We start from the raw sequence: 23,812 nt of genomic DNA, 5'->3' as shown, positions 1-23,812 counted from the left end.
CGAATCGTCTATTTCGCCATTCTCAGCCTGTTGCAGTCTTGCGAGTGGAGCTTCACCCGGAATGAATGAGCAGGCCCCAAGCGTTGAACAACGCTTTGTAGAATCGACCCCCGCCACCCTCGGCAGCTGGTCGCGTCAAGACACCACCTGGATGCTGGGCCTCTTCGGCACGGCCATCGGCGCCGGAACCCTGTTCCTGCCCATCAACGCCGGCCTTGGCGGTTTCTGGCCGCTGCTGGTGCTGGCCTTGCTGGCCTTCCCCATGACCTATTTCGCCCACCGCGGGTTGACCCGCTTCGTGCTTTCCGGCAGCAAGGGCGGCGACATCACCGAGGTGGTCGAGGAGCATTTCGGCATCACCGCCGGCGCGCTGATCACCGTCCTGTACTTCTTCGCCATCTTCCCGATCCTGCTGATCTACAGCGTGGCGCTGACCAACACCGTCAGCAGCTTCATGGAGCACCAACTGCACATCGCGCCGCCACCGCGGGCGATCCTGTCGTTTGTGCTGATCCTGGGCCTCTTGGCCATCGTGCGCTGCGGCGAGCAGGCCACGGTCAAGGTCATGAGCCTGCTGGTTTACCCATTCATCGTTGCCCTGGCGCTGCTGGCCCTGTACCTGGTGCCGCACTGGAACGGCGGCATCCTCGACACCGCCGCCCAGGTGCCGTCGGGCTCGGCCTTCCTGCACACCGTGTGGCTGGCGATCCCGGTGATGGTGTTCTCGTTCAACCATTCGCCGATCATCTCGGCCTTCGCCGTCGACCAGAAGCGCCGCTACGGCGAGAATGCCGATGAGCGCAGCGGCCAGATCCTGCGTCGCGCGCACCTGCTGATGGTGCTGATGGTGCTGTTCTTCGTGTTCAGCTGCGTGCTGACCCTGAGCAGCGCCCAGCTGGCCGAGGCCAAGGCGCAGAACCTGTCGATCCTGTCGTACCTGGCCAACCACTTCGAGCAGCCGGCCATCGCCTTCGCCGCGCCCTTGATCGCCTTCATTGCCATTGCCAAGTCGTTCCTGGGCCACTATATCGGTGCCAGCGAGGGCCTCAAGGGCATGATCGTCAAGGCCGGCATGCGCCCGGGCGCCAAGGCCCTGGACCGTATCGTCGCCGCGCTGATGCTGGTGGTGTGCTGGATCGTCGCCACCCTCAACCCGAGCATCCTCGGCATGATCGAATCCCTCGGCGGCCCGATCATCGCCGTGTTGCTGTTCCTGATGCCGATGTACGCCATCCGCCGCGTGCCATCGATGCGCAAGTACAGCGGCGCGCTGTCCAACCTGTTCGTGGTGGTCGTCGGCCTGGTGGCCCTGACCTCAGTGGTGTACGGCCTGCTGGCCTGAGCCCCTGTCCCGTAGGAAGAACGCCCGGGTCGACGTCAGTCACCCGGGCGTTTGTCTACAGGAATTGCCCGATCGTAGGGCAATTTCATCTTTACCCATAGGCACTTGCGCCCCTTCATGGTTAACTCTGAGTCCTTTTCAACCCCCCGTATAAGGATTTCCGTCATGGCTCAAGTGACTCTCAAAGGCAACCCGGTTCAGGTCAGCGGTGAACTGCCGAAGCAAGGCGCCGCGGCACCTGCCTTCTCCCTGGTCGCTGGCGATCTGTCGAACAAGTCGCTGGCCGACTTCGCCGGCAAGCGCAAGGTGCTGAACATCTTCCCGAGCGTCGACACCCCGACCTGCGCCACCTCGGTGCGCAAGTTCAACGCCCAGGCCAATGACGTGGCCAACACCGTGGTGCTGTGCATCTCTGCCGACCTGCCGTTCGCCCAGGCGCGCTTCTGCGGCGCCGAAGGCCTGGAGAACGTGAAGAACCTGTCGACCCTGCGTGGCCGCGAGTTCCTGGAAAACTACGGCGTCGCCATCGCTGATGGCCCGCTGGCCGGCCTGGCCGCCCGTGCCGTGGTGGTGCTGGATGAAAACGACAAGGTGCTGCACAGCGAGCTGGTGGGCGAAATCGCCGACGAGCCGAACTACGAGGCGGCGCTGGCTGTCTTGAAGTAAGTGTTCGCCGGCTTGCCGGCGAACCAGGTAACACCCGGTAACGGCCTGGACCCAGTTCCAGGCCGTTTTCATTTAAAGTTCACCCCTTTGCCAACGTCAGCCGAAGGTAAAGCACTGGTAAAGCCCCTTTGCTAAAACGATGCCAGTGCTTATCGTTCACGCTCTCCACGCCGTCTTTCTCTGAACAAGGTTCGTTCGACCCATGCAAGCCTCCAATTCCCGTTCCCCTCGTCGCTGGCTGTTCGGCCTGCTGATCCTGCTGCTGGTGGCCCTGCTGGCCTGGTGGCTGTGGCCCGCGGCGACCGTCCACAAGGAAGGCGGCGGGCACCGTCCGGGCAAGGGCCTGGGCATGGGCGGGCGGCCGGGCTTCGGCGCCTCCACCGAGGCGGTCCCGGTGCGGGTCGAGCCGGTGCGGGTCGGAGACTTCCCGCTTTATTACAAGGCCCTCGGCACCGTGACCGCGACCAACACGGTCAACGTGCGCAGCCGGGTGGCCGGCGAGCTGGTCAAGGTCCACTTCAAGGAGGGCCAGCAGGTCAAGGCCGGCGATCTGCTGGCCGAGATCGACCCACGTTCCTATCGCATCGCCTTGCAGCAGGCCGAGGGCACCCTGGCGCAGAATCAGGCGCAGTTGAAGAATGCCCAGGTCGACCTGGCCCGCTATAAAGGCCTGTACGCCGAGGACAGCATCGCCAAGCAGACCCTGGACACCGCCGAAGCTCAGGTCGGTCAGTTCCAGGGGCTGGTCAAGACCAACCAGGCCCAGGTCAACGAGGCACGCCTGAATCTCGAGTTCACCCAGATCCGCGCACCGATCAGCGGCCGCGTGGGCCTGCGCCAGCTGGACCTGGGCAACCTGGTGGCGGCCAACGACACCACGGCGCTGGTGATCATCACCCAGACCCAGCCGATCAGCGTTGCCTTCACCCTGCCGGAAACCCAGCTCGACACCGTGCTGGCTCGCTACCGCAGCGGCGCCAGCCTGCCGGTCGAGGCCTGGGACCGGGGCGATCAGAAGCTGCAGTCCACCGGTGTGCTGGGCAGCCTCGACAACCAGATCGACGTCGCCACCGGCACCCTGAAGTTCAAGGGCACCTTCCAGAACACCGACCACGCGCTGTTCCCCAACCAGTTTGTCAACGTGCGCTTGCTGGCCGACACCCTCAAGCAGGTGGTGCTGGCACCGGCAGCGGCGATCCAGTTTGGCAACGACGGCACCTTCGCCTATGTGGTCAACGCCGAGAACACCATCAACGTGCGCAAGCTCAAGGTCGGCGCCAGCGATGGCGAGAACACGGTGATCGTCGAGGGCCTGGCCGCCGGCGAGCGCCTGGTGCTGGAAGGCACTGACCGCCTGCGCGAAGGCACCAAGGTCGATGTGGTCGAGGACAGCTCCCAGGTTCCGACCACCCCCGGCCAGCACCTGCAGGGGCAGGGCGCCAAGGGCTCGGCCCAGACCGCTGAACCAGGCACCAAGGCGGGCGCATGAACCTCTCGCGCCTGTTCATCCTGCGGCCGGTCGCCACCACGCTGAGCATGCTGGCCATCGTCCTGGCCGGCCTGATCGCCTACAAGCTGCTGCCGGTGGCGGCCTTGCCTCAGGTCGACTACCCGACCATCCGCGTCATGACCCTGTACCCTGGCGCCAGCCCGCAGGTCATGACCAGCGCCGTCACCGCGCCGCTGGAACGCCAGTTCGGGCAGATGCCGGGCCTGGAACAGATGGCCTCCACCAGCTCCGGCGGCGCCTCGGTGCTGACCCTGCGCTTCAACCTCGACATGAACATGGATGTCGCCGAGCAGCAGGTGCAGGCCGCGATCAACGCCGCCAGCAACCTGCTGCCCAACGACCTGCCGGCGCCGCCGGTGTACAACAAGGTCAACCCGGCCGACACGCCAGTGCTGACCCTGGCCATTTCCTCGAAGACCATGCCGCTGCCCAAGCTCAATGACCTGGTCGACACCCGCGTGGCGCAGAAGATCGCCCAGATCAGCGGCGTCGGCATGGTCAGCATCGCCGGCGGGCAGCGCCAAGCTGTGCGGATCAAGGTCAACGTCGACGCCCTGGCCGCTAACGGTCTCAACCTGGACGACGTGCGCACCCTGATCGGCGCCTCCAACGTCAACCAGCCCAAGGGCAACTTCGACGGCCCGACCCGGGTGTCGATGCTCGACGCCAACGACCAGCTGCGCTCCCCCGAGGAATACGCCAACCTCATCCTCAAGTACAGCAATGGCGCGCCACTGCGCCTGAAGGACGTCGCCGAGATCGTCGACGGCGCCGAGAACGAACGCCTGGCCGCCTGGGCCAACCAGAACGAGGCGGTGCTGCTGAATATCCAGCGCCAGCCCGGTGCCAACGTCATCGAGGTCGTCGACCGGATCAAGGAACTGCTGCCGTCAATCACCGACAACCTGCCGGCGGGCCTGGATGTCAGCGTGCTAACCGACCGCACCCAGACCATCCGCGCCGCCGTGCGCGATGTGCAGCACGAGCTGCTGTTCGCCATCGCCCTGGTGGTGATGGTCACCTTCGTTTTCCTGCGCCGTTTCAGCGCCACCATCATTCCCTCCATCGCCGTTCCGCTGTCGCTTATCGGCACCTTCGGGGTGATGTACCTGGCCGGTTTCTCGGTCAACAACCTCACCTTGATGGCCCTGACCATCGCCACCGGCTTCGTGGTGGACGATGCCATCGTCATGCTGGAGAACATCTCCCGGCACATCGAGGAGGGCGAAACACCCATGCAGGCCGCGCTCAAGGGCGCGAAGCAGATCGGCTTCACCCTGATCTCGCTGACCTTCTCGTTGATCGCCGTGCTGATTCCGCTGTTGTTCATGGCCGATGTGGTCGGGCGCTTGTTCCGTGAGTTCGCCATCACCCTGGCGGTGGCCATCCTGATTTCCCTGGTGGTGTCGCTGACCCTGACGCCGATGATGTGCGCGCGCCTGCTCAAGCGCGAGCCCATGGAAGAGGAACAAAGCCGCTTTTACCGCGCCAGCGGTGCCTGGATCGACTGGCTGATCAAGCACTACGGCACCGCCCTGACCTGGGTGTTGCAGCGCCAGCCGCTAACCCTGCTGGTGGCCGTTGCCACCCTGGCGCTGACCGTGGTGCTGTACCTGATGGTGCCCAAGGGTTTCTTCCCGGCCCAGGACACCGGGGTCATCCAGGGTATTTCCGAAGCGCCGCAATCGACCTCGTTCGCCGCCATGAGCGAGCGCCAACAATCCCTGGCCAAGGTGATCCTGCAGGATCCGGCGGTGCAGAGCCTGTCTTCCTACATCGGCGTGGATGGCGACAATGCCACCCTCAACAGCGGCCGCCTGCTGATCAACCTCAAGCCCCACGGCGAGCGCGACGTCACCGCCTCCGAGGTGATCAACCGCCTGCAGCCACAGCTCGACAAGCTGGTCGGCATCCGCCTGTTCATGCAGCCGGTGCAGGACCTGAGCATCGAGGACCGGGTCAGCCGCACCCAGTACCAGTTCAGCCTGAGCTCGCCGGATGCCGACATGCTCGCCGAGTGGAGCGGCAAGCTGGTGCAGGCGCTCAAGGACCGCCCCGAGCTGCAGGATGTGGCCAGCGACCTGCAGGACCAGGGCCTGCAGGTATTCCTGGTGATCGACCGCGACATGGCCAGTCGTCTGGGCATCACTGTGGCGCAGATCACCAACGCGCTGTACGACGCCTTCGGCCAGCGGCAGATCTCGACCATCTACACCCAGGCCAGCCAGTACCGCGTGGTGCTGCAGTCGCAGACTGCCGCCAGCCTCGGCCCGCAGGCCCTGGAGTCGATCCACGTCAAGGCCACCGACGGCGGCCAGGTGCGCCTGTCGGCCCTGGCGCGCATCGAGCAGCGCCAGGCCCAGCTGGCCATCTCGCACATCGGCCAGTTCCCGGCGGTGATGATGTCGTTCAACCTGGCCCATGGCGCCTCCCTGGGCGAGGCGGTCAAGGTGATCGAGCAGGTGCAGCAGGACATCGGCATGCCGATCGGCGTGCAGACCCGCTTCCAGGGCGCCGCCGAGGCGTTCCAGGCCTCGCTGTCGAGCACCTTGCTGCTGATCCTGGCCGCGGTGGTGACCATGTACATCGTGCTGGGCGTGCTTTACGAGAGCTACATCCACCCGGTGACCATCCTTTCCACGCTGCCGTCGGCGGCGGTGGGGGCCTTGTTGGCGCTCCTGCTGAGCGGCAACGACCTGGGCATGATCGCGATCATCGGCATCATCCTGCTGATCGGCATCGTCAAGAAGAACGCGATCATGATGATCGACTTCGCCCTGGAGGCTGAGCGACACCAGGGCATGAGCCCGCGTGACGCGATCTACCAGGCGGCGCTGCTGCGCTTCCGGCCGATCCTGATGACCACCCTGGCCGCGCTGTTCGGCGCCGTACCGCTGATGCTCGCCACCGGTTCCGGCGCCGAGCTGCGCCAGCCGCTGGGCCTGGTGATGGTCGGCGGCCTGTTGGTCAGCCAAGTGCTGACCTTGTTCACCACGCCGGTCATCTACCTGTACTTCGACCGCCTGGCGCGTCGCTGGCGCCCGGCTGACGATGCGCGGCAGGCTGAAGCATGAACCTGTCCGGACCCTTCATTCGACGGCCGGTAGCCACCATGCTGCTGAGTCTGGCGATCATGTTGCTGGGTGGTGTGAGTTTCGGCCTGCTGCCGGTGTCGCCGCTGCCGCAGATGGACTTCCCGGTAATTGTGGTGCAGGCCAGCCTGCCCGGCGCCAGCCCTGAGGTCATGGCCTCCACCGTGGCCACGCCGCTGGAGCGTAAGCTCGGCGCCATTGCCGGCGTCACCACGCTGACCAGCAGCTCCAACCAGGGCTCGACCCGGGTGATCATCGGCTTCGAGCTGGGCCGCGACATAGACGGCGCGGCGCGTGAGGTGCAGGCGGCGATCAACGCCACCCGCAACCTGCTGCCCAGCGGCATGCGCAGCATGCCCACCTACAAGAAGATCAACCCGTCCCAGGCGCCGATCATGGTGCTGTCGCTGACCTCGGACGTGCTGTCCAAGGGCAAGCTCTATGACCTGGCCGACACCATCCTCTCCCAGAGCCTGGCGCAGGTCAGCGGAGTAGGGGAGGTACAGATCGGCGGCAGCTCGCTGCCGGCGGTGCGCATCGAGCTCGAACCGCAGCTGCTCAACCAGTACGGCCTGTCGCTGGACGACGTGCGCAATGCGGTGGCCAACGCCAACCAACGCCGGCCCATGGGCTTCGTCGAAGACCGCGAACGCAACTGGCAGGTGCGCGCCAATGATCAGTTGGAAACCGCCGAGGACTACAAGCCGCTGGTGATCCGCCAGCAGAACGGCGCGATCCTGCGCCTGTCCGATGTGGCCAAGGTCAGCGATGGCGTGGAGAACCGCTATAACAGCGGATTCTTCAACGACGAGAGCGCGGTGCTGCTGGTGGTCAACCGCCAGACCAACGCCAACATCATCCAGACCGTCGAGCAGATCAAGGCCGAGTTGCCGGCCTTGCAGTCGCTCCTGCCGGCCAGCGTCAAGCTCAATGTGGCCATGGACCGCTCGCCGGTGATCAAGGCCACCCTCAAGGAGGCCGAGCACACCTTGCTGATCGCCGTGGTGCTGGTGATCCTGGTGGTTTACCTGTTCCTCGGCAACCTGCGTGCCTCGCTGATCCCGAGCTTGGCGGTGCCGGTTTCGCTGGTGGGCACCTTCGCGGTCATGTACCTGTGCGGGTTCTCGCTGAACAACCTGTCGCTGATGGCGCTGATCCTCGCCACCGGCTTGGTGGTGGACGACGCCATCGTGGTACTGGAGAACATTTCGCGGCATATCGAGAACGGCGAAAACCCCATGCGCGCCGCCTACAAGGGCGCGCAGGAGGTGGGGTTCACCCTGCTGTCGATGAACGTCTCGCTGGTGGCGGTGTTCGTCTCCATCCTGTTCATGGGCGGCATCGTGCGCGGGCTGTTCAAGGAGTTCTCGATCACCCTGGCCGCGGCGATTGTCGTGTCGCTGGTGGTGTCGCTGACACTGACGCCGATGCTCTGCTCGCGCTGGCTCAAGGTCCATGGCCCGCAGCAGCAGACTCGCCTGCAGCGTTGGAGCGACCACATTCACCAGCGCATGGTCGCCGGCTACGACAAGAGCCTGGGCTGGGCGCTGCGGCACAAGCGCCTGACCCTGCTCAGCCTGCTGGCCACCATCGGCCTGAATATCGCCCTGTACGTGGTAGTGCCCAAGACCCTGATGCCGCAGCAGGACACCGGCCAGCTGCAAGGCTTCATCCGTGGCGATGACGGCCTGTCGTTCACCGTGATGCAGCCGAAGATGGAGATCTACCGCCGCGCCTTGCTCAAGGACCCGGCGGTGGAGAGCGTCGCCGGTTTCATCGGCGGCAACAGCGGCACCAACAACGCCTTCGTGCTGGTGCGCCTGAAGCCGATCGCCGAGCGCAAGGAGAACGCGCAGAAGGTGATCGACCGCCTGCGCAAGGACCTGCCGAAGATCCCTGGTGGGCGCCTGTACCTGATGGCCGACCAGGACCTGCAACTGGGCGGCGGCGGCCGCGACCAGAGCACCTCGCAGTACCTCTACACCCTGCAGAGCGGCGATCTGGCCGCCCTGCGAGAGTGGTTCCCGAAGGTGGCCGCTGAGCTGCGCAAGCTGCCCGAGCTGACCGCCATCGACGCCCGCGACGGCGCCGGCACCCAGCAGGTGACCCTGGTGGTCGACCGTGACCAGGCCAAGCGCCTGGGCATCGACATGGACATGGTCACCGCGGTGCTGAACAACGCCTACAGCCAGCGGCAGATCTCGACCATCTACGACAGCCTCAACCAGTACCAGGTGGTATTGGAGATCAACCCGAAATACGCCTGGGACCCAAGCACCCTGGAGCAGGTGCAGGTGATCACCGCCGACGGTGCCCGGGTGCCGCTGTCCACCTTCGCCCGCTACGAGAACAGCCTGGCCAACGACCGCGTCAGCCACGAAGGGCAGTTCGCCTCCGAGGACATCTCGTTCGATGTCGCCGAAGGCTACAGCCCCGACCAGGCCATGGCCGCGCTGGAGCGCGCGGTGGCCAAGCTCGGCCTGCCCGAGTCGGTGATCGCCAAGCTCGGCGGCGACGCCGACGCCTTTACCAAGACCACCGAAGGCCAGCCGCTGATGATCCTTGGCGCCCTGGTGCTGGTGTACCTGGTGCTCGGCATCCTCTACGAGAGCTACATCCACCCACTGACGATCCTTTCCACGCTGCCCTCGGCCGGGGTCGGCGCGTTGCTGGCGCTGTACCTGACCGGTGGCGAGTTCAGCCTGATCTCGTTGCTGGGGCTGTTCCTGCTGATCGGCGTGGTGAAGAAGAACGCCATCTTGATGATCGACCTGGCCCTGCAACTGGAGCGCCATGAAGGCCTGTCGCCGGAGGAGTCGATCCGCCGCGCTTGCCTGCTGCGCCTACGGCCGATCCTGATGACCACCCTGGCCGCGATCCTCGGCGCGCTGCCGCTGCTGCTCAGCCGCGCCGAGGGCGCCGAGATGCGCCAGCCCCTGGGCCTGACCATCATCGGCGGCCTGGTGTTCAGCCAGATCCTCACCCTTTACACCACACCTGTGGTTTACCTGTACCTTGATCGCCTGCGCCACCGGTTCAACCGCTGGCGCGGCGTGCGCACCGACGCTGCCCTGGATAACCCGCTATGAACTTTGCCCACACCCGAATCCACCGTGCCTTCAAGCTGCTGACCCAGGGACGCGGCTCGCGCCTGGTCAGCGCCGGGTTGTGCGTGGCCATGCTCAGCGCCTGTACCCTGAGCCCGGACTACCACCGCCCCGAGGTCAGTACCCCGGCACAGTTCAAGCAGGCCGAGGGCTGGACCCAGGCCAATCCGTCTGATTCCATCGCTCGGGGGGCGTGGTGGGAGATCTATGGCGACAAGCAGCTCGACGCCCTGGTTGAGGAGCTCAACCGCAGCAACCAGACGGTGGCACAGTACGAGGCGCAGTACCGTCAGGCCCAGGCGCTGGTGCGCAGTAGCCGTGCCTCGCTGTTCCCTTCGCTGAACCTGACCACCAGCAAGAACCGTTCGGCCCAGGGCACCGGTAGTTCCAGCTCCAGCCTGTCGAACAACAGCAGCGGCATCCGCGATACCTACAGCGCGCAGCTCGGGGTGAGCTGGGAGATCGACCTGTGGGGCAAGTTGCGTGAAACCGTGAACGCCAACGAGTCCAGCGCCGAGGCCAGCCTGGCCGACATGGCGGCCATTCGCCTGAGTCAGCAGTCGGAACTGGTTCAGAACTACCTGCAACTGCGGGTGATCGACGCGCAGAAGCGCCTGCTCGAGGCCACCGTGGCGGCCTATGAGCGGTCGCTGAAGATGAACGAGAACCAGTACCGCGCCGGGGTTGCCGGGCCGGATGCCGTGGCCCAGGCGCGTACCCAGCTCAAGAGCACCCAGGCCGACCTGATCGACCTGGCCTGGCAGCGGGCGCAGTACGAGAACGCCATCGCCGTGCTGATGGGCAAGGCGCCGGCCGACTTTGCCCTGGCGGCGAGCGATGATATTCCGGCGTTGCCGCAGGTGCCGCTGTCGCTGCCGTCGCAGCTGCTCGAGCGGCGTCCCGACATCGCCTCGGCCGAGCGCAAGGTCATGGCGGCCAACTCGAATATCGGTGTGTCGCGGGCGGCGTATTTCCCGGATCTGTCCTTGAGCATGAACGGGGGGTATTCCAGCAGTAGTTTCAACAACTGGATCGAGTTGCCCAACCGTTACTGGTCGGTCGGGCCGCAGCTGGCGCTGACGCTGTTCGACGCCGGCAAGCGCAGTGCCGAGGTTGACCGGACGGTGGCGGTGTACGACCAGACCGTGGCGCAGTATCGGCAGACGGTGCTCGACGGGTTCAAGGAGGTCGAGAACTATCTGGTGCAGCTCAAGGTGTACGGGGACGAGGCGGTGGTGCGGCAGGAGGCGCTGGACGCGGCGCGGGAGTCGTTGCGGTTGACCGAGAACCAGTACAAGGCGGGGTTGATCGGGTATCTGGATGTGGTCAATGTGCAGACGACGGCGCTTAGCAACGAGCGGAGTGTGTTGACGTTGTTGCAGGGGCGATTGGTGGCGAGTGTGCAGTTGATTGCGGCGCTTGGGGGAGGGTGGGATGTTGGGCGGGATTTGGTGGTTGAGTAAAGTTTTTGGAATGTTCTGTTAGTTGTTGGTTGTTAGTTGTTAGTTTTTGGTTTTATGTTGTTTGAAGGTTGTGCGCGCATTCATTGGCAGCGTCGACGCTTATATCGCTGTTTCGCCTTGCGGCGACTTACTTTTGTCTTGGCAAAAGTAAGCAAAGCCGCGCGCTCATTCATCCGGCCCCTACGCTTCGCTACGGGGTCCCCTCACTCCGGCCTTGCTCCCGGGAGGACCGCGCTGCAGGGCCCATCCTGGGCCCCAGCGCTTGACGGGCATCCATGCCCGTCACCTCCCTCCGCAAGTCCTGCGTTCGGCCTCCTGAAGTCGCGCAAGTTACGGGCGGCGCCTGAACTAACGCAGCTGTCGCTAGTTTAAACTTAATTAATCTCTCGATCGCATCGCGAGGCAAGCCCGCTCCCAAACGATAGTCGCCGTTATATATAACCCTGTGGGAGCGGGCTTGCCCCGCGAAAGGACCGGAACAGCCAATACATAACTAATGGTCAAACAACTAACTTCGCGCTTCTTGCTCTTGCTCTTGCTCTTGCTTCTAAGTGCGCGATAGTTCAGGCAACACCAATTGCGACTTCAGGAGGCCGAGCGCAGGACTTGCGGAGGGAGGTGACGGCCATGGATGGCCGTCAAGCGCTGCGCCCCAGGATGGGCCCTGCAGCGCGGTCCTCCCGGGAGCAAGAACGGAGCGAGGGGACCCCGGAGCGAAGCGCAGGGGCCGGATGAACGGAGCGGGGCGGCTTTGGTTACTTTGGCCGCGGACGGCGAGTTAAGACCAAAGTAACCCGCCGTAAGGGCGGAAAGGTGACTAAATGTCGATATCGTCTACGAATGCGCACAAAAAAATTCAAAACCCACACCCTGAAACCCGAACCCGAACCCGAACCCGAACCCGAACCCGAACCCGAACCCGAACCCGAACCCGAACCCGAACCCGAACCCGAACCCGAACCCGAACCCGAACCCGATTAAATTTTCTTTAGCCCCCTAATCAAAGCTTTGACATTCACTGCCTAAGCAGTAATATTTTCACACAATTACCCGAGCAGACCCCGATGTCCCATTTCACCCCGGAAAACTTCCAGACCTGCGCCATAGGCATGCTGCTCGGCCGAGCCGCGCTACTCAAGGACCGCATCCTCGACTGGCACCTTGAAGCCGACGGTGTCACCGCCGCCCAGTTCAAGGTGCTGATCATCGTCACCCAGTACCAGGTAGATACCCCGGCCGAACTGTGCCGCTACCTGGGCCTGGACAGCGGCTCGATGACCCGCATGCTCGACCGCCTCGAGCAAAAGGGCCTGATCCTGCGTAACCGCTGCCCCGACGACCGCCGCCAGGTTCGCCTGGCCCTGACCGCCGATGGCCAGCGCCTGGCCGACCGCCTGCCCCTGGTTGGCGCGGCGGCAATGAACGAACTGGTCGGCGTGCTGCAACCCGAAGAACTCAAGACCCTCGAGCAACTGCTCGCCAAGGTCCTGCTCAACGCCGGCGACCCCTTGACGATCCGCCGCTTCGGCGATCGTTGATCCCTGTCACGCATCTTCCAAGGTACTGTCATGGCCACTCCCGCTGACACCTCCACCCCGGCCCCCGCGCCTGACAACACGCGCAAGCGCAAGATCTGGCTGCTCGCCCTGCTGCTGATACTGGTCCTCGCCGGTGCCGGCACCTGGGCCTGGTACAGCCTGGTCGGGCGCTGGCACGAAAGCACCGACGACGCCTACGTCAACGGCAACGTCGTGGAAATCACCCCGCTGGTGTCCGGTACCGTCACCAGCATCGGCGCCGATGACGGTGACCTGGTGCATGCCGGCCAGGTGCTGCTGCAGTTCGACCCGGCCGACAGCGAAGTTGCCCTGCAGTCCGCCGAGGCCAAGCTGGCGCGCACCGTGCGCCAGGTACGCGGGCTGTACAGCAACGTCGACTCGCTCAAGGCGCAACTGCAGACCCGCCAGGCCGAGCTGCAGAAAGCCCAGCAGGACTACAACCGGCGCAAGGTACTGGCCGACAGCGGTGCCATCGCCGCCGAGGAAGTCGCCCACTCCCGCGACGACCTGACCGTGGCCCAGGCCGCCGTCAACAGCGCCCGCCAGCAACTCAACACCAGCACCGCGCTGGTCGACGACACCGTGGTGTCCTCGCATCCGGAAGTGATGGCCGCCGCCGCCGACCTGCGCCAAGCCTATCTGGATCATGCCCGCACCACGCTGGTGGCGCCGGTCACCGGTTATGTCGCCAAACGTACCGTGCAACTGGGCCAGCGCCTGCAGCCGGGGACCGCGACCATGGCGGTGATCCCGCTGGACGAGGTGTGGATCGACGCCAACTTCAAGGAAACCCAACTGCGCGACATGCGCATCGGCCAGTCGGTGGAGATCACCGCCGACTTGTACGGCAGCGAGGTCAGGTACACCGGCACCGTCGACAGCCTCGGCGCGGGGACCGGCAGCGCCTTCGCCCTGTTGCCGGCGCAGAACGCCACCGGCAACTGGATCAAGATCGTCCAGCGCGTACCGGTGCGAATTCACCTCGACTCCGAGCAGTTGAAGGCGCATCCGCTGCGCATCGGCCTGTCCACCGTCGCCGAGGTCGACCTGCACGACCAGAGCGGCCCGGCCCTGGCCCAGCAGCCGCCGCAGCAGGCCAGCTACACCACCCAGGTGTATGACCGTCAGCTGGTCGAGGCCGACCACCTGATCGCCCGGCTGATCCACGAGAACAGCGCCACCGGCAAGACGGCCCAGCGATGAGCCAGGCGGCCCCCGCGCAGTTCACCCCGCCGAGCCTGCTGCTGACCACCATCGGCCTGTCGCTGGCGACCTTCATGCAAGTGCTCGACACCACCATCGCCAACGTGGCGCTGCCGACCATTTCCGGCAATCTCGGGGTGAGCTCGGAGCAGGGCACCTGGGTGATCACCTCGTTCGCGGTGAGCAACGCCATCGCCTTGCCCCTGACTGGCTGGCTGAGCCGGCGTTTCGGCGAGGTGAAGCTGTTCCTCTGGGCCACGCTGCTGTTCGTGCTGGCCTCGTTCCTATGCGGCATCGCCCAGTCGATGTCCGAACTGGTGTTTTTCCGCGTGCTCCAGGGCGTGGTGGCTGGCCCGCTGTACCCGATGACCCAGACCCTGCTGATCGCCGTGTACCCGCCGGCGAAACGCGGAATGGCCCTGGCGTTGCTGGCGATGGTCACGGTGGTGGCGCCGATTGCCGGGCCGATCCTCGGCGGCTGGATCACCGACAGCTACAGCTGGCCATGGATCTTCTTCATCAACGTGCCGATCGGGCTGTTCGCCGCCGCCGTGGTACGCCAGCAGATGCGCACGCGGCCGGTGGTCACCAGCCGCCAGCCGATGGACTACATCGGCCTGCTGACGTTGATCGTCGGCGTCGGCGCGTTGCAGGTGGTGCTGGACAAGGGCAACGACCTGGACTGGTTCGAGTCGTCGTTCATCGTGATCGGCACGCTGGTCTCGGTGGTGTTCCTGGCAGTGTTCGTTATCTGGGAACTGACCGACCGCCACCCGGTGGTCAACCTGCGATTGTTCGTGCGCCGTAACTTCCGCATCGGCACGCTGGTGCTGGTAGGCGGCTACGCGGGATTCTTCGGCATCAACCTGATCCTGCCGCAATGGCTGCAGACCCAGATGGGCTACACCGCGACCTGGGCGGGCCTGGCGGTGGCACCGATCGGCCTGTTGCCGGTGCTCATGTCGCCCTTCGTCGGCAAGTATGCCCATCGCTTCGACCTGCGCGTACTGGCCGGCATCGCCTTCCTGGCGATCGGCACCAGTTGCTACATGCGCGCCGGCTTCACCAACGAGGTGGACTTCCTGCACATCGCCCTGGTGCAGTTGTTCATGGGCATTGGCGTGGCGCTGTTCTTCATGCCGACCCTGAGCATCCTGCTGTCGGACCTGCCGCCGCACCAAATTGCCGACGGATCGGGGCTGGCCACCTTCTTGCGAACGCTGGGCGGTAGCTTCGCTGCGTCGCTGACCACCTGGATCTGGATCCGTCGGGCTGACCAGCACCACGCCTACCTGAGCGAGCACATCAGCAACTTCGAGCCGGCCACCCGGCAAACCCTGGAGCAGTTGGGCGGGGCCAGTGCACAGAGCTACGCGAAGCTGGAGCAGATACTCAACAGCCAGGCGTACATGATGTCGACGGTGGACTACTTCACCTTGCTGACCTGGGTGTTCGCCGGCTTGATCCTGCTGGTGTGGCTGGCCAAGCCGCCTTTTACCGCCAAGGCCGCGCCCGCTTCGGCGGGCCATTGAAACCCATGATTCCCTGCCCGTGGTTTTCAAGTGATGGCATTTCCCCTAGTCTTGTAGGTCTTTTCCTGGCTACATGGCAGACTCATGGACAAGGTTATCGTCATCACCGGCGCCAGCCGAGGCATCGGCGCCGCCACCGCGTTGCTGGCGGCGCAACAGGGTTACCGAATCTGCATCAACTATCACGCTGACGACCAGGCCGCGCAGGCGATGCTGGCGCAGGTCCGTGCGCTGGGCGCCGAGGCGATCGCCGTGCGTGCCGACGCCAGCGTCGAGGATGAGGTGGTGCGATTGTTCCAGTGCGTCGATCAGGAGCTCGGGCCGGTTACCGCCCTGGTCAACAATGCCGGCACCATTGGCCAGCAGAGCCGTGTCGAGGACATGTCCGAGTTCCGCCTGCTCAAGGTGATGAAGACCAATGTGGTCGGCCCGATCCTGTGCGCCAAGCACGCCTTGCTGCGCATGACTCGCCGCCATGGTGGGCAGGGCGGGGCGATCGTCAACGTCTCGTCGATGGCCGCGCGACTGGGCTCGCCCAACGAGTACGTCGACTATGCCGCTTCCAAGGGAGCCCTGGATACCTTTACGGTGGGCCTGGCCAGGGAAGTGGCTGGCGAGGGCGTGCGGGTCAATGGTGTGCGGCCGGGTTACATCCACACCGGCTTCCATGCCCTTAGCGGCGATCCGGAGCGCGTAAGCAAGCTTGAGCCAGGCCTGCCGATGGGACGCGGCGGCCAACCTGAAGAGGTGGCGGAGGCGATCCTTTGGCTGTTGTCGGAAAAGGCGTCGTACGCGACCGGCACCTTCATTGATCTGAGTGGCGGGCGCTAGTGTCCTGTCTCGGAAATATGTTCTCTTTTGGCGGTGGCCTGGGTGTTCGGGCAAGGCGCCGCGACGAGTCATAGCAGGGCTGTGGCGAGGCGTGGCAACGCCGGCCGGGCGGCCAAGACGCCGTCAAAAGTGAACAGCCTATTTCCGAGACACGACACTAGTGGTATTCGCGCAGCAACAGATCAACCTGATCCACCAGCTTCTCGAGATCAAAAGGCTTGGTGAGTACGCGGGTTCTTTGCGGTAGGGGGCCATCCTCGAGCACCGCATTGGCATCGTAGCCGGTGATGAACAGCACCGGCAGCGAAGGGTGGCGCTGGCGCATGGCCTGGGCGACCTGGCGGCCATTCATGCCACCGGGCAGGCCAATGTCGGTGATCAGCAGGTCGAACGTCTGGTCTGCCTCGAGCGCAGCCGGGCCGGTGGCGTAGCCTTCGACCTCGTGCCCCAGTTCCTCGAGCACTTCGGCGATCACCAGGCGTAACGCGTCCTGGTCCTCGACCAGCAGTACCCGCCTTCCGGGGCTGCGAGTCGACAGCGGTGACCCAGCTTTTGCAGGCGCAAGCTGGGCAACGGTGTCATGCCTGGGCAGATACAGGTGGATGCAGGTACCTTCACCTGGCGGGGAGCTGATCTGCAGTTGTCCACCTGACTGACGGACAAAACCATAGACCATGGACAGGCCAAGCCCGGTGCTTTGTCCCATAGGTTTGGTGGTGAAGAAGGGTTCGAGCGCGCGATCGATCACCTCCGGTGGCATTCCCCGTCCCGTGTCGTTGACGCTCAAGCGCAGGTAGGGGCCGGGAAGAAGATCCAGTGACTGGGCGGTTTCCTGCGTCACCTCCAGCGCGACGCAGCGGATGCTGATGCGACCGCCAGCAGGCATGGCGTCCCGAGCATTGATGCACAGGTTGAGCAGGGCGCTTTCCAGTTGCGGTGGATCGATGAATACCGTGCCGCTTTCCTGCTCGAAATCACTGTGTACCGCGATGGCCGGGCCTACGCTGCGACTGATCAGGTCTTCCATGCCTTCCACCAGCGTGCTCAGGCGAGTCGCCTGGGGCAGCAAGGTCTGGCGGCGGGAAAATGCCAGCAGGCGCTGTACCAGCGTGGCAGCTCGTTGCGCGGACTCACAGGCGCTGTTCAACAATGGGGGGACTTCGGCGTAGCGGGCCTTCTGCAGCCGTTGACGCATCAACTCCTGGGCGCCGAGTATGCTGCCGAGCAAGTTGTTGAAGTCGTGGGCGATGCCGCCGGTGAGCTGGCCTACGGCTTCCATTTTCTGTACCTGGCGCAGTGCTTCCTCGGTCTCGAGCAGGCGCTTCTGCTCGCTGACCTGGCGGGTGATGTCGTAGCCGAACAGGTAGGCGCCGACGATCTCGCCGGTGCTGTCACGCAAGGGCGTGAAGCGCAGCTCGAAATGACGCCTGTCCCCGCGGCGTCCGTATTCGATCACCTCGGTATAGCTTTCCCCGGACAGTGCCCTGCGCCAGCGTGTCACCGATCGTTCGCGCTCCTCGGGGAGTCCGTCCAGGCGTTCCAGCAGACTGTCGCCAGCCTTGATCCTGCGGCCGAACAGATAGTCGAAATCCTCGACCGCGCGGGCGTTGACCGCGAGAAAACGCAGCGAGGTGTCGACCACCTGCACCTGGGCGACACTGTGCTCGACCAGCTCGGCGAGCAGGCTGCGCTCAGCCAGTGCGGTGGTGACTCGCTGTTCGAGGTGGTCGTTGAGTTGTTGCAGCGCGGTTTCGGCGCGACGTCGTTCGGTGACATCCTTGAACAGCACGGCTACCTGGCGCTTGTCGGCAGGTTCGATACGGAACGTGGTGACCGACAGCACCCGCCCGGTGGCTACCAGTTCCTGTTCGAACTGCAAGGGCTCACCGGTGCGTAGTACCTGGCCATAGCGGGCCACCCAGTCGTCGGCTTCGTCCGGCACCATCTCTCGCAGTTTCTGTCCGACAACATTGGGAATCCCGGCATGGCGGGCGTAGGCGGCGTTGGCGAGGACATGGACGTAGTCGCTCAGCGGACCGTGGGGACCGTCGAAGAATTCGATGACGCAGAAGCCTTCGTCCATCGTGTCGAAGAGAAAACGAAACAGGTCCGGATCATGCCAGGGTGGGGTGGCCAGTTCGGCCTCCAGCAAGCTGTTGCGCTGGCGTAGGCGTTCAACTTCCAGGCGCAGGGACTGTAGTTCGCGCGAGGGCATTCGGGCATCCGTCGAGGTGGAGTCCGCTACGCTAATCGCCTGCAGGTGTGCCTGTCCAGTCACACCGCTCAAGGATCTACGCGGGCTTGCTTCGCGCGGCGATCAGCAGCTCCTCCACTTTGGCGGTCAGTCGTGTCAGTTCGAAGGGTTTGTGCAGCAGGGCGATTGGCGGCGAGCCTGATATCCGACTGTTGTCGATGGCGCCGTCGTAACCGGTGATGAACAGGGCAGGTACATGCTCATCGATGGCCCAGCAGGCATTGGTGACCTGGTAGCCATCGAGATCTCCCGGCAGCCCGATATCCACCACCAGCATGTCTGGCCGAATACCTTCGGCCAGGGCGTGCAGGACCGTATGGCCGTCCTCGTAGTCCTGCACCTGGAAACCGTGTTCCTCCAGGACTTCCCGCATCACCAGGCGCAACGTCGTTTGATCCTCCACCAGCAGAATGAGCGACTGTCCAGTGCTCGAGGGTTTGATCATCTGCTCTGTGTCATCGGCCTGAGGCGTTGAGCCTGGCAGCCCGCGTGGCAGATACAGGTGAATACAGGTACCGTGTCCCGGTGCGCTGTCGATGCTCAGTTGGCCGGCCGACTGGCGTACGAAGCCGTAGGCCATGGACAGGCCCAACCCGGTGCCTTGCCCCAGGGGCTTGGTGGTGAAAAAAGGTTCGGCGGCACGCGCGCTGATTTCCTGGGTCATGCCGCAGCCGTTATCCTCGACCTGTACATGCAGATACTGCCCTGCGGGAAGTTGAAGACTTGCTGCTTGCGCTGCATCCATCTGGCAATTGGCACTGCTGATGCGCAAGGTGCCACCCTGTGTCATGGCGTCCCGCGCGTTGATGCACAAATTGAGCAGGGTGCTTTCCAGCTGTGATGGATCGACGCAGACCAGCCATTGGCCGGCGAGCGTGGCATCGACGTACTCGATATGTCTGTCGAGGGAGCTGTGGATCAGGTCGTGCATGTCGGCCACCAGGTGGTGTGCATCCACCGGCTGAGGCACCAGCGCCTGCTGGCGGGCGAAAGCCAGCAGGCGCTGGACCAGGGCAGTGGCGCGCGAGGTGTTCTGCCGGGCAATGCCGAGCATGTGCCTGCTGTCCTGCTGACGGCCCTGCGTCATACGCTTGTCTGCCAGCTCCAGCGCGCCGACGATGCCGCCGAGCAGGTTGTTGAAGTCATGGGCAATGCCACCGGTCAATTGGCCGATGGCTTCCATTTTCTGTGATTGGCGAAGGGCCTCCTCGGCCTGGCTCAGGCGCTCCTGCTCCAGCACGCGACTGGTGATGTCGTAGGCGAACAGATAACCCCCACATATCTGGCCTTCGGCATCGCGCAACGGGTTGTAGCGCATTTCGTAGTGGCGCGGGGCATCGGGCGGGCCGATGCTGACCATTTCGATGAATGACTCGCCGGCGATCACCCGCGGCCAGAGCGGTTGAAACTTTTCCATGATCTGCGGTTGGCCGGCCAGGATCTCCCGGACATTGTCGCCAACCTTGGGTGAAATGCCATGCAGCCGCTCGAAGGTTTCCCGGGCCGTGCGGTTAATCGCCACCAGGCGCAGACTACAGTCTGCGGCAAACACGTTGGCCAGGCTGTGGTCCACCAGTTCGCCGAGCAATCTGCTGTTGGTTTCGGCCCTGTCCATGCGCTTCTCCGCCTGCTCGTACAGAAGGTCTCGTGCCTGTTGGCTGGCAGGGACCCCGGTAAACAGCACGGCCACGCGCCTGTCACTGGCCCGGCCCAGGCGATGGGCCGAGATGGAGAGCAGACGGTCGCTGATCTTCAGGCGTTGCTCGAAATGTGTCGACTGCCCAGTGCGCAGTACCTCGGCGAAACGGGGCACCCAGGCGTCGGCTTCGTCGGGGATGAGCTCGCGCACCGTCTGCCCCATCTGCTTGTCGTGGCCGGTGTGGCGCAGGCAGGCGTCGTTGCTGAGGATATAGCGGTAATCGCTCAGCGGTCCGTGGGGGCCATCGAACAGTTCCAGCACACAGAACCCTTCGGCCATGTGTGTACTTAGCATCGCGAAACAGGCTCGTTCGAGATCGTGCCTGGCGAGCTGTGCCTCAAGCTCGCCGATACGGGCCAGCAGCTGCTCGGGTGATGCTGGATAGTCTGGCATGGGCGGGATCCAGGCAAAGTGCTGCGAAACTATAGCCGTTCAACCTGGCTACCGCCATTGCTGGACTAGAACGACCGCACGATCCGCCCCAAGGTCTCCATGGCCTGTTCCGCGCCATCGCCCCACGGGCTGCCGTAGTTCAGGCGGATGCAGTTGCCGAAGCGTCGGGTCGGCGAGAAGATCGGCCCCGGCGCGATGCTGATGCCCTGGGCCAGGGCCATATGGAACAGCTTCAGGGCGTCCATCTGCTCGGGCAGCTCCAGCCACAGGAAATAGCCCCCAGACGGCTGGCTGACCCGGGTCTGCGCCGGAAAATGGCGGGCGATGGCGGCCAGCATGTTGGCCTGCTGACCTTCCAGGGCGTAGCGCAGCTTGCGTAGGTGGCGATCGTAGCCGCCGTGCTGCAGGTAGTCGGCAATCGCCGCCTGGGCCGGCATCGAGGCGCACAGCGAGGTCATCAGCTTGAGCCGCTCGATCTTCTGCGCGAAGCGTCCGGCCGCCACCCAGCCGATCCGGTAGCCCGGCGCCAGGCTCTTGGCGAACGAGCCGCAGTGCATCACCAGGCCCTCGGTATCGAAGGCCTTGGCCGGCTTCGGCGCTTGCTGCGAGTAGTACAGCTCGGCGTAGACGTCGTCCTCGATCAGCGGCACCTGGTGGCGACGCAGCAGCTCGACCAGTTCCTGCTTCTTGGCCTCCGGCATGCTGGCGCCCACCGGGTTCTGGAAGTTGGTCATGCACCACACGGCTTTGACCGGGTGTTTCTCCAGGGTCTGGGCCAGCACGCCGAGGTCCATGCCCTCGCGCGGGTGCACCGGGATTTCCACCGCCTTGAGCTTGAGGCGTTCGAGTACCTGCAGGCAGGCATAGAAGGCCGGTGCCTCGATGGCCACCAGGTCGCCGGGTTGGGTGACGGCCTGCAGGCACAGGTTCAGCGCTTCCAGGGCGCCGTTGGTGATCAGCAGTTCCTCCATCGGCAGCATCAACCCGGCGACCATGTAGCGCAGGGCGATCTGCCGGCGCAGTTGCGGGTTGCCCGGCGACAGGTCGGTGACCACCATGCGCGGGTCCATGGCCCGGCTGGCGCTGGCCAGCGATCGCGACAGGCGTTGCAGGGGGAACAGGGTCGGGCTGGGAAAGGCCGAGCCGAATGGCACGGTGTGCGGATCCTTGATCGAGTCGAGGATCGAGAACACCAGGCCGCTGACATCGACATCGGTGGACTCGCTGGCCGGCGCCTGGGGCTGTGGCTCGCTGAACGGGCGCGGCGCATGGGCATTGACGAAGTAGCCCGAGCGCGGCCGGGCGCGGATCAGGCCGCGCCGCTCCAGCAGGTAGTAGGCCTGGAACACCGTGGACGGGCTGACCCCGTGGGTCTGGCTGGCGTAACGCACCGAAGGTACCCGCTGACCGGGGCCAAGCACCCCGGAGCGGATCAATTCGGCAATGTCATCGGCAAATCGTTCGTAGCGTTTCATTAGGGTCTGGGCAGGCAAGGTGGTGGTCAGTGTAGGGGATCAGCGATTCATCGGCGCGACGAAACGGCTGTGCGCGGTGCTGCGGATGCCGGGCTGGTCGCTGTCCTGGATCTCGAATGCCAGCTCCTGGGAGCTGCTGCTCGGGCGATCGGCTAGCATCGCCACCGACACCGGCAGCTCGCTCATCTCGCCGGCGGCGAGGGTGAACTCGGTACGCCCGTGCAGCTCGAAGCCGTCGGCGTCCACCAGGCGCAGGCGATAGTGCTGCGGTTCCTGGGTCTTGTTGATGATCTTGAGCAGGTAGATGTTCTCGATCTGGCCCAGAGCGTTCTCGCGGAACAGGCCGCGGTCCTTGATCACGTCCATCGATACCATCGGGCGCATCTGCAGGGCGACCACCAGTGCGCCGATCATCACTGTCAGCGCGGCGGCGTAGCCCAGCAGGCGAGGGCGCATCCAGTGGGTCTTGCCGCCTTGCAGGTTGTGCTCTGACTTGTAGCCAATCAGGCCACGGGCATAGTTCATCTTGTCCATCACCCCGTCGCAGGCGTCGATGCAGGCGGCGCAGCCGATGCAGGCCATCTGCAGGCCCTCGCGAATATCGATGCCGGTAGGGCAGACCTGCACGCACAGGGTGCAGTCGATGCAGTCGCCCAGGCCCTGGCTGCGCGGGTCGCTGCCTTTCTTGCGCGGGCCACGGGCTTCGCCGCGGCTGGGATCGTAGGCCACCGCCAGGGTGTCCTTGTCGAACATCACGCTCTGGAACCGCGCATAGGGGCACATGTGCATGCACACGGCCTCGCGCAGCCAGCCGGCATTGAGGTAGGTGGCGCCGGTGAAGAACAGGATCCAGAACAGCGCCACGCCGCCCAGCTCGAAGCTGAACAGCTCGGCGGCCAGCGGGCGGATCGGGGTGAAGTAGCCGACGAAAGTCAGCCCGGTGAGTAGGCCGATGGCCAGCCACAGGCCATGCTTGAGGCCGCGCCGGGCGATTTTCTCGACGCCCCAGGGCGCGGCGGCCAGCTTGATGCGCTGGTTGCGGTCGCCTTCGGCGATCTTCTCGCACCACATGAACAGCCAGGTCCAGGTGCTCTGCGGGCAGCTGTACCCGCACCAGACGCGGCCGGCAAACACGGTGATGGCGAACAGGCCGAAGGCACAGATGATCAGCAGCGCCGAGAGCAGGATGAAATCCTGCGGCCAGAAGGTTGCGCCGAAGATGTGGAATTTGCTTTCGGCCAGGTCCCATAGCACAGCCTGGCGGTCGCCCCACTGCAACCAGGCGGTGCCGAAGAACAGCGCGAACAGCAACCCGGCAAAGGCGATCCGCAGGTTGCGGTAGAAGCCGGTGAAGCTGCGGGTGTGGATGCCACCGGCCACCTGGCTTTTGCTCTTGTTGACGGCGGGGGCAATTTCGATGACTCGGAAGGGGATTCTATCGCTCATGGTTCATCGCTCATCAGGCCTCGATCAGGCCATGGCACTATGGCCCCCGATCTGTTTTCAGCACAGGCCCAGGTATTGAGATAAAAACCATATCAGATGAGTGCCCTATCTGCTTAGGCCCCGGCTTTCAAAGCCTTGAGCGCTTGGTTGCAGATGCCTGCGGCTATCCACCGCACCTCTGCCAGCGTATGAGGAGTTCCGTTAGGCCAAGCGCAACGCACGCGGCGCGTGTGCTGCGGT

General features: G+C 64.5%; 14 protein-coding genes. 10 read left to right on the top strand and 4 right to left on the bottom strand.

Annotated features, from left to right (window positions below; translation table 11 throughout):
• Window positions 1-61: 61 nt before the first annotated feature.
• From AC25M7_RS23935 to AC25M7_RS23890, 10 genes are all read left to right on the top strand, one after another.
• The gene (locus tag AC25M7_RS23935; protein WP_062363061.1) at window positions 62-1,342 is read left to right on the top strand and encodes a serine/threonine transporter; all 1,281 of its coding nucleotides are present in this window, start codon (window positions 62-64) and stop codon (window positions 1,340-1,342) included.
• Window positions 1,343-1,507: 165 nt separating this feature from the next.
• Window positions 1,508-2,008, top strand: a complete 501-nt coding sequence (tpx, locus tag AC25M7_RS23930) for a thiol peroxidase (RefSeq protein ID WP_028692156.1) — start codon at window positions 1,508-1,510, stop codon at window positions 2,006-2,008.
• Window positions 2,009-2,210: 202 nt separating this feature from the next.
• A complete protein-coding gene (locus tag AC25M7_RS23925) occupies window positions 2,211-3,497 on the top strand; it encodes an MdtA/MuxA family multidrug efflux RND transporter periplasmic adaptor subunit (RefSeq protein WP_028692157.1) in 1,287 nt (428 codons plus the stop codon).
• Entirely contained in the window at window positions 3,494-6,592 is a 3,099-nt protein-coding gene (locus AC25M7_RS23920) for an MdtB/MuxB family multidrug efflux RND transporter permease subunit (protein ID WP_062363071.1), read from the top strand. Before AC25M7_RS23925 ends, AC25M7_RS23920 begins: the two co-directional genes overlap by 4 nt.
• A complete protein-coding gene (locus AC25M7_RS23915) occupies window positions 6,589-9,699 on the top strand; it encodes a multidrug efflux RND transporter permease subunit (protein ID WP_028692159.1) in 3,111 nt (1,036 codons plus the stop codon). Before AC25M7_RS23920 ends, AC25M7_RS23915 begins: the two co-directional genes overlap by 4 nt.
• Window positions 9,696-11,180: an efflux transporter outer membrane subunit gene (locus AC25M7_RS23910; RefSeq protein WP_486971539.1), complete on the top strand. Its 1,485-nt coding sequence runs from the start codon at window positions 9,696-9,698 to the stop codon at window positions 11,178-11,180. The genes AC25M7_RS23915 and AC25M7_RS23910 overlap by 4 nt, the downstream gene beginning before the upstream one ends.
• A gap of 1,064 nt (window positions 11,181-12,244) precedes the next feature.
• Entirely contained in the window at window positions 12,245-12,718 is a 474-nt protein-coding gene (locus tag AC25M7_RS23905; RefSeq protein ID WP_028692187.1) for a MarR family winged helix-turn-helix transcriptional regulator, read from the top strand.
• Window positions 12,719-12,748: 30 nt separating this feature from the next.
• Complete coding sequence (locus AC25M7_RS23900) at window positions 12,749-13,942, top strand: HlyD/EmrA/EmrK family protein (protein WP_207853152.1); 1,194 nt, start codon at window positions 12,749-12,751, stop codon at window positions 13,940-13,942.
• Entirely contained in the window at window positions 13,939-15,474 is a 1,536-nt protein-coding gene (locus AC25M7_RS23895; protein ID WP_486971538.1) for a DHA2 family efflux MFS transporter permease subunit, read from the top strand. Before AC25M7_RS23900 ends, AC25M7_RS23895 begins: the two co-directional genes overlap by 4 nt.
• Before the next feature lie 84 nt (window positions 15,475-15,558).
• Window positions 15,559-16,305: an SDR family oxidoreductase gene (locus tag AC25M7_RS23890; RefSeq protein WP_088852929.1), complete on the top strand. Its 747-nt coding sequence runs from the start codon at window positions 15,559-15,561 to the stop codon at window positions 16,303-16,305.
• 157 nt (window positions 16,306-16,462) lie between these two features.
• Here the strand turns inward: AC25M7_RS23890 and AC25M7_RS23885 are convergent, their stop codons facing one another.
• The 4 genes from AC25M7_RS23885 to ccoG form a co-directional block, all read right to left on the bottom strand.
• A complete protein-coding gene (locus tag AC25M7_RS23885; RefSeq protein ID WP_486971537.1) occupies window positions 16,463-18,520 on the bottom strand; it encodes a hybrid sensor histidine kinase/response regulator in 2,058 nt (685 codons plus the stop codon).
• A gap of 76 nt (window positions 18,521-18,596) precedes the next feature.
• Window positions 18,597-20,651, bottom strand: a complete 2,055-nt coding sequence (locus AC25M7_RS23880) for a PAS domain-containing protein (protein ID WP_486971536.1) — start codon at window positions 20,649-20,651, stop codon at window positions 18,597-18,599.
• Window positions 20,652-20,716: 65 nt separating this feature from the next.
• On the bottom strand, window positions 20,717-22,126 hold the full coding sequence (mapR, locus tag AC25M7_RS23875; protein ID WP_028692181.1) for a GntR family transcriptional regulator MpaR: 1,410 nt from the start codon (window positions 22,124-22,126) through the stop codon (window positions 20,717-20,719).
• A 39-nt stretch (window positions 22,127-22,165) separates the two neighbouring features.
• Complete coding sequence (gene ccoG / locus AC25M7_RS23870) at window positions 22,166-23,572, bottom strand: cytochrome c oxidase accessory protein CcoG (protein ID WP_028692180.1); 1,407 nt, start codon at window positions 23,570-23,572, stop codon at window positions 22,166-22,168.
• Window positions 23,573-23,812: the final 240 nt, after the last annotated feature.

It is taken from the genome of Pseudomonas sp. P106(2024), from assembly GCF_057480815.1.
This window is presented reverse-complemented; position numbering and strand designations above follow the sequence as displayed.

Bases quoted from the DNA above. Each gene is read 5' to 3' on its own strand.
- tpx (WP_028692156.1), top strand. From the start codon at position 1,508: ATGGCTCAAGTGACTCTCAAAGGCAACCCGGTTCAGGTCAGCGGTGAA.
- AC25M7_RS23890 (WP_088852929.1), top strand. From the start codon at position 15,559: ATGGACAAGGTTATCGTCATCACCGGCGCCAGCCGAGGCATCGGCGCC.
- AC25M7_RS23935 (WP_062363061.1), top strand. From the start codon at position 62: ATGAATGAGCAGGCCCCAAGCGTTGAACAACGCTTTGTAGAATCGACC.
- mapR (WP_028692181.1), bottom strand. From the start codon at position 22,126: ATGAAACGCTACGAACGATTTGCCGATGACATTGCCGAATTGATCCGC.
- AC25M7_RS23925 (WP_028692157.1), top strand. From the start codon at position 2,211: ATGCAAGCCTCCAATTCCCGTTCCCCTCGTCGCTGGCTGTTCGGCCTG.
- AC25M7_RS23905 (WP_028692187.1), top strand. From the start codon at position 12,245: ATGTCCCATTTCACCCCGGAAAACTTCCAGACCTGCGCCATAGGCATG.
- AC25M7_RS23895 (WP_486971538.1), top strand. From the start codon at position 13,939: ATGAGCCAGGCGGCCCCCGCGCAGTTCACCCCGCCGAGCCTGCTGCTG.
- AC25M7_RS23920 (WP_062363071.1), top strand. From the start codon at position 3,494: ATGAACCTCTCGCGCCTGTTCATCCTGCGGCCGGTCGCCACCACGCTG.
- AC25M7_RS23915 (WP_028692159.1), top strand. From the start codon at position 6,589: ATGAACCTGTCCGGACCCTTCATTCGACGGCCGGTAGCCACCATGCTG.
- AC25M7_RS23900 (WP_207853152.1), top strand. From the start codon at position 12,749: ATGGCCACTCCCGCTGACACCTCCACCCCGGCCCCCGCGCCTGACAAC.
- ccoG (WP_028692180.1), bottom strand. From the start codon at position 23,572: ATGAGCGATAGAATCCCCTTCCGAGTCATCGAAATTGCCCCCGCCGTC.
- AC25M7_RS23880 (WP_486971536.1), bottom strand. From the start codon at position 20,651: ATGCCAGACTATCCAGCATCACCCGAGCAGCTGCTGGCCCGTATCGGC.
- AC25M7_RS23885 (WP_486971537.1), bottom strand. From the start codon at position 18,520: ATGCCCTCGCGCGAACTACAGTCCCTGCGCCTGGAAGTTGAACGCCTA.
- AC25M7_RS23910 (WP_486971539.1), top strand. From the start codon at position 9,696: ATGAACTTTGCCCACACCCGAATCCACCGTGCCTTCAAGCTGCTGACC.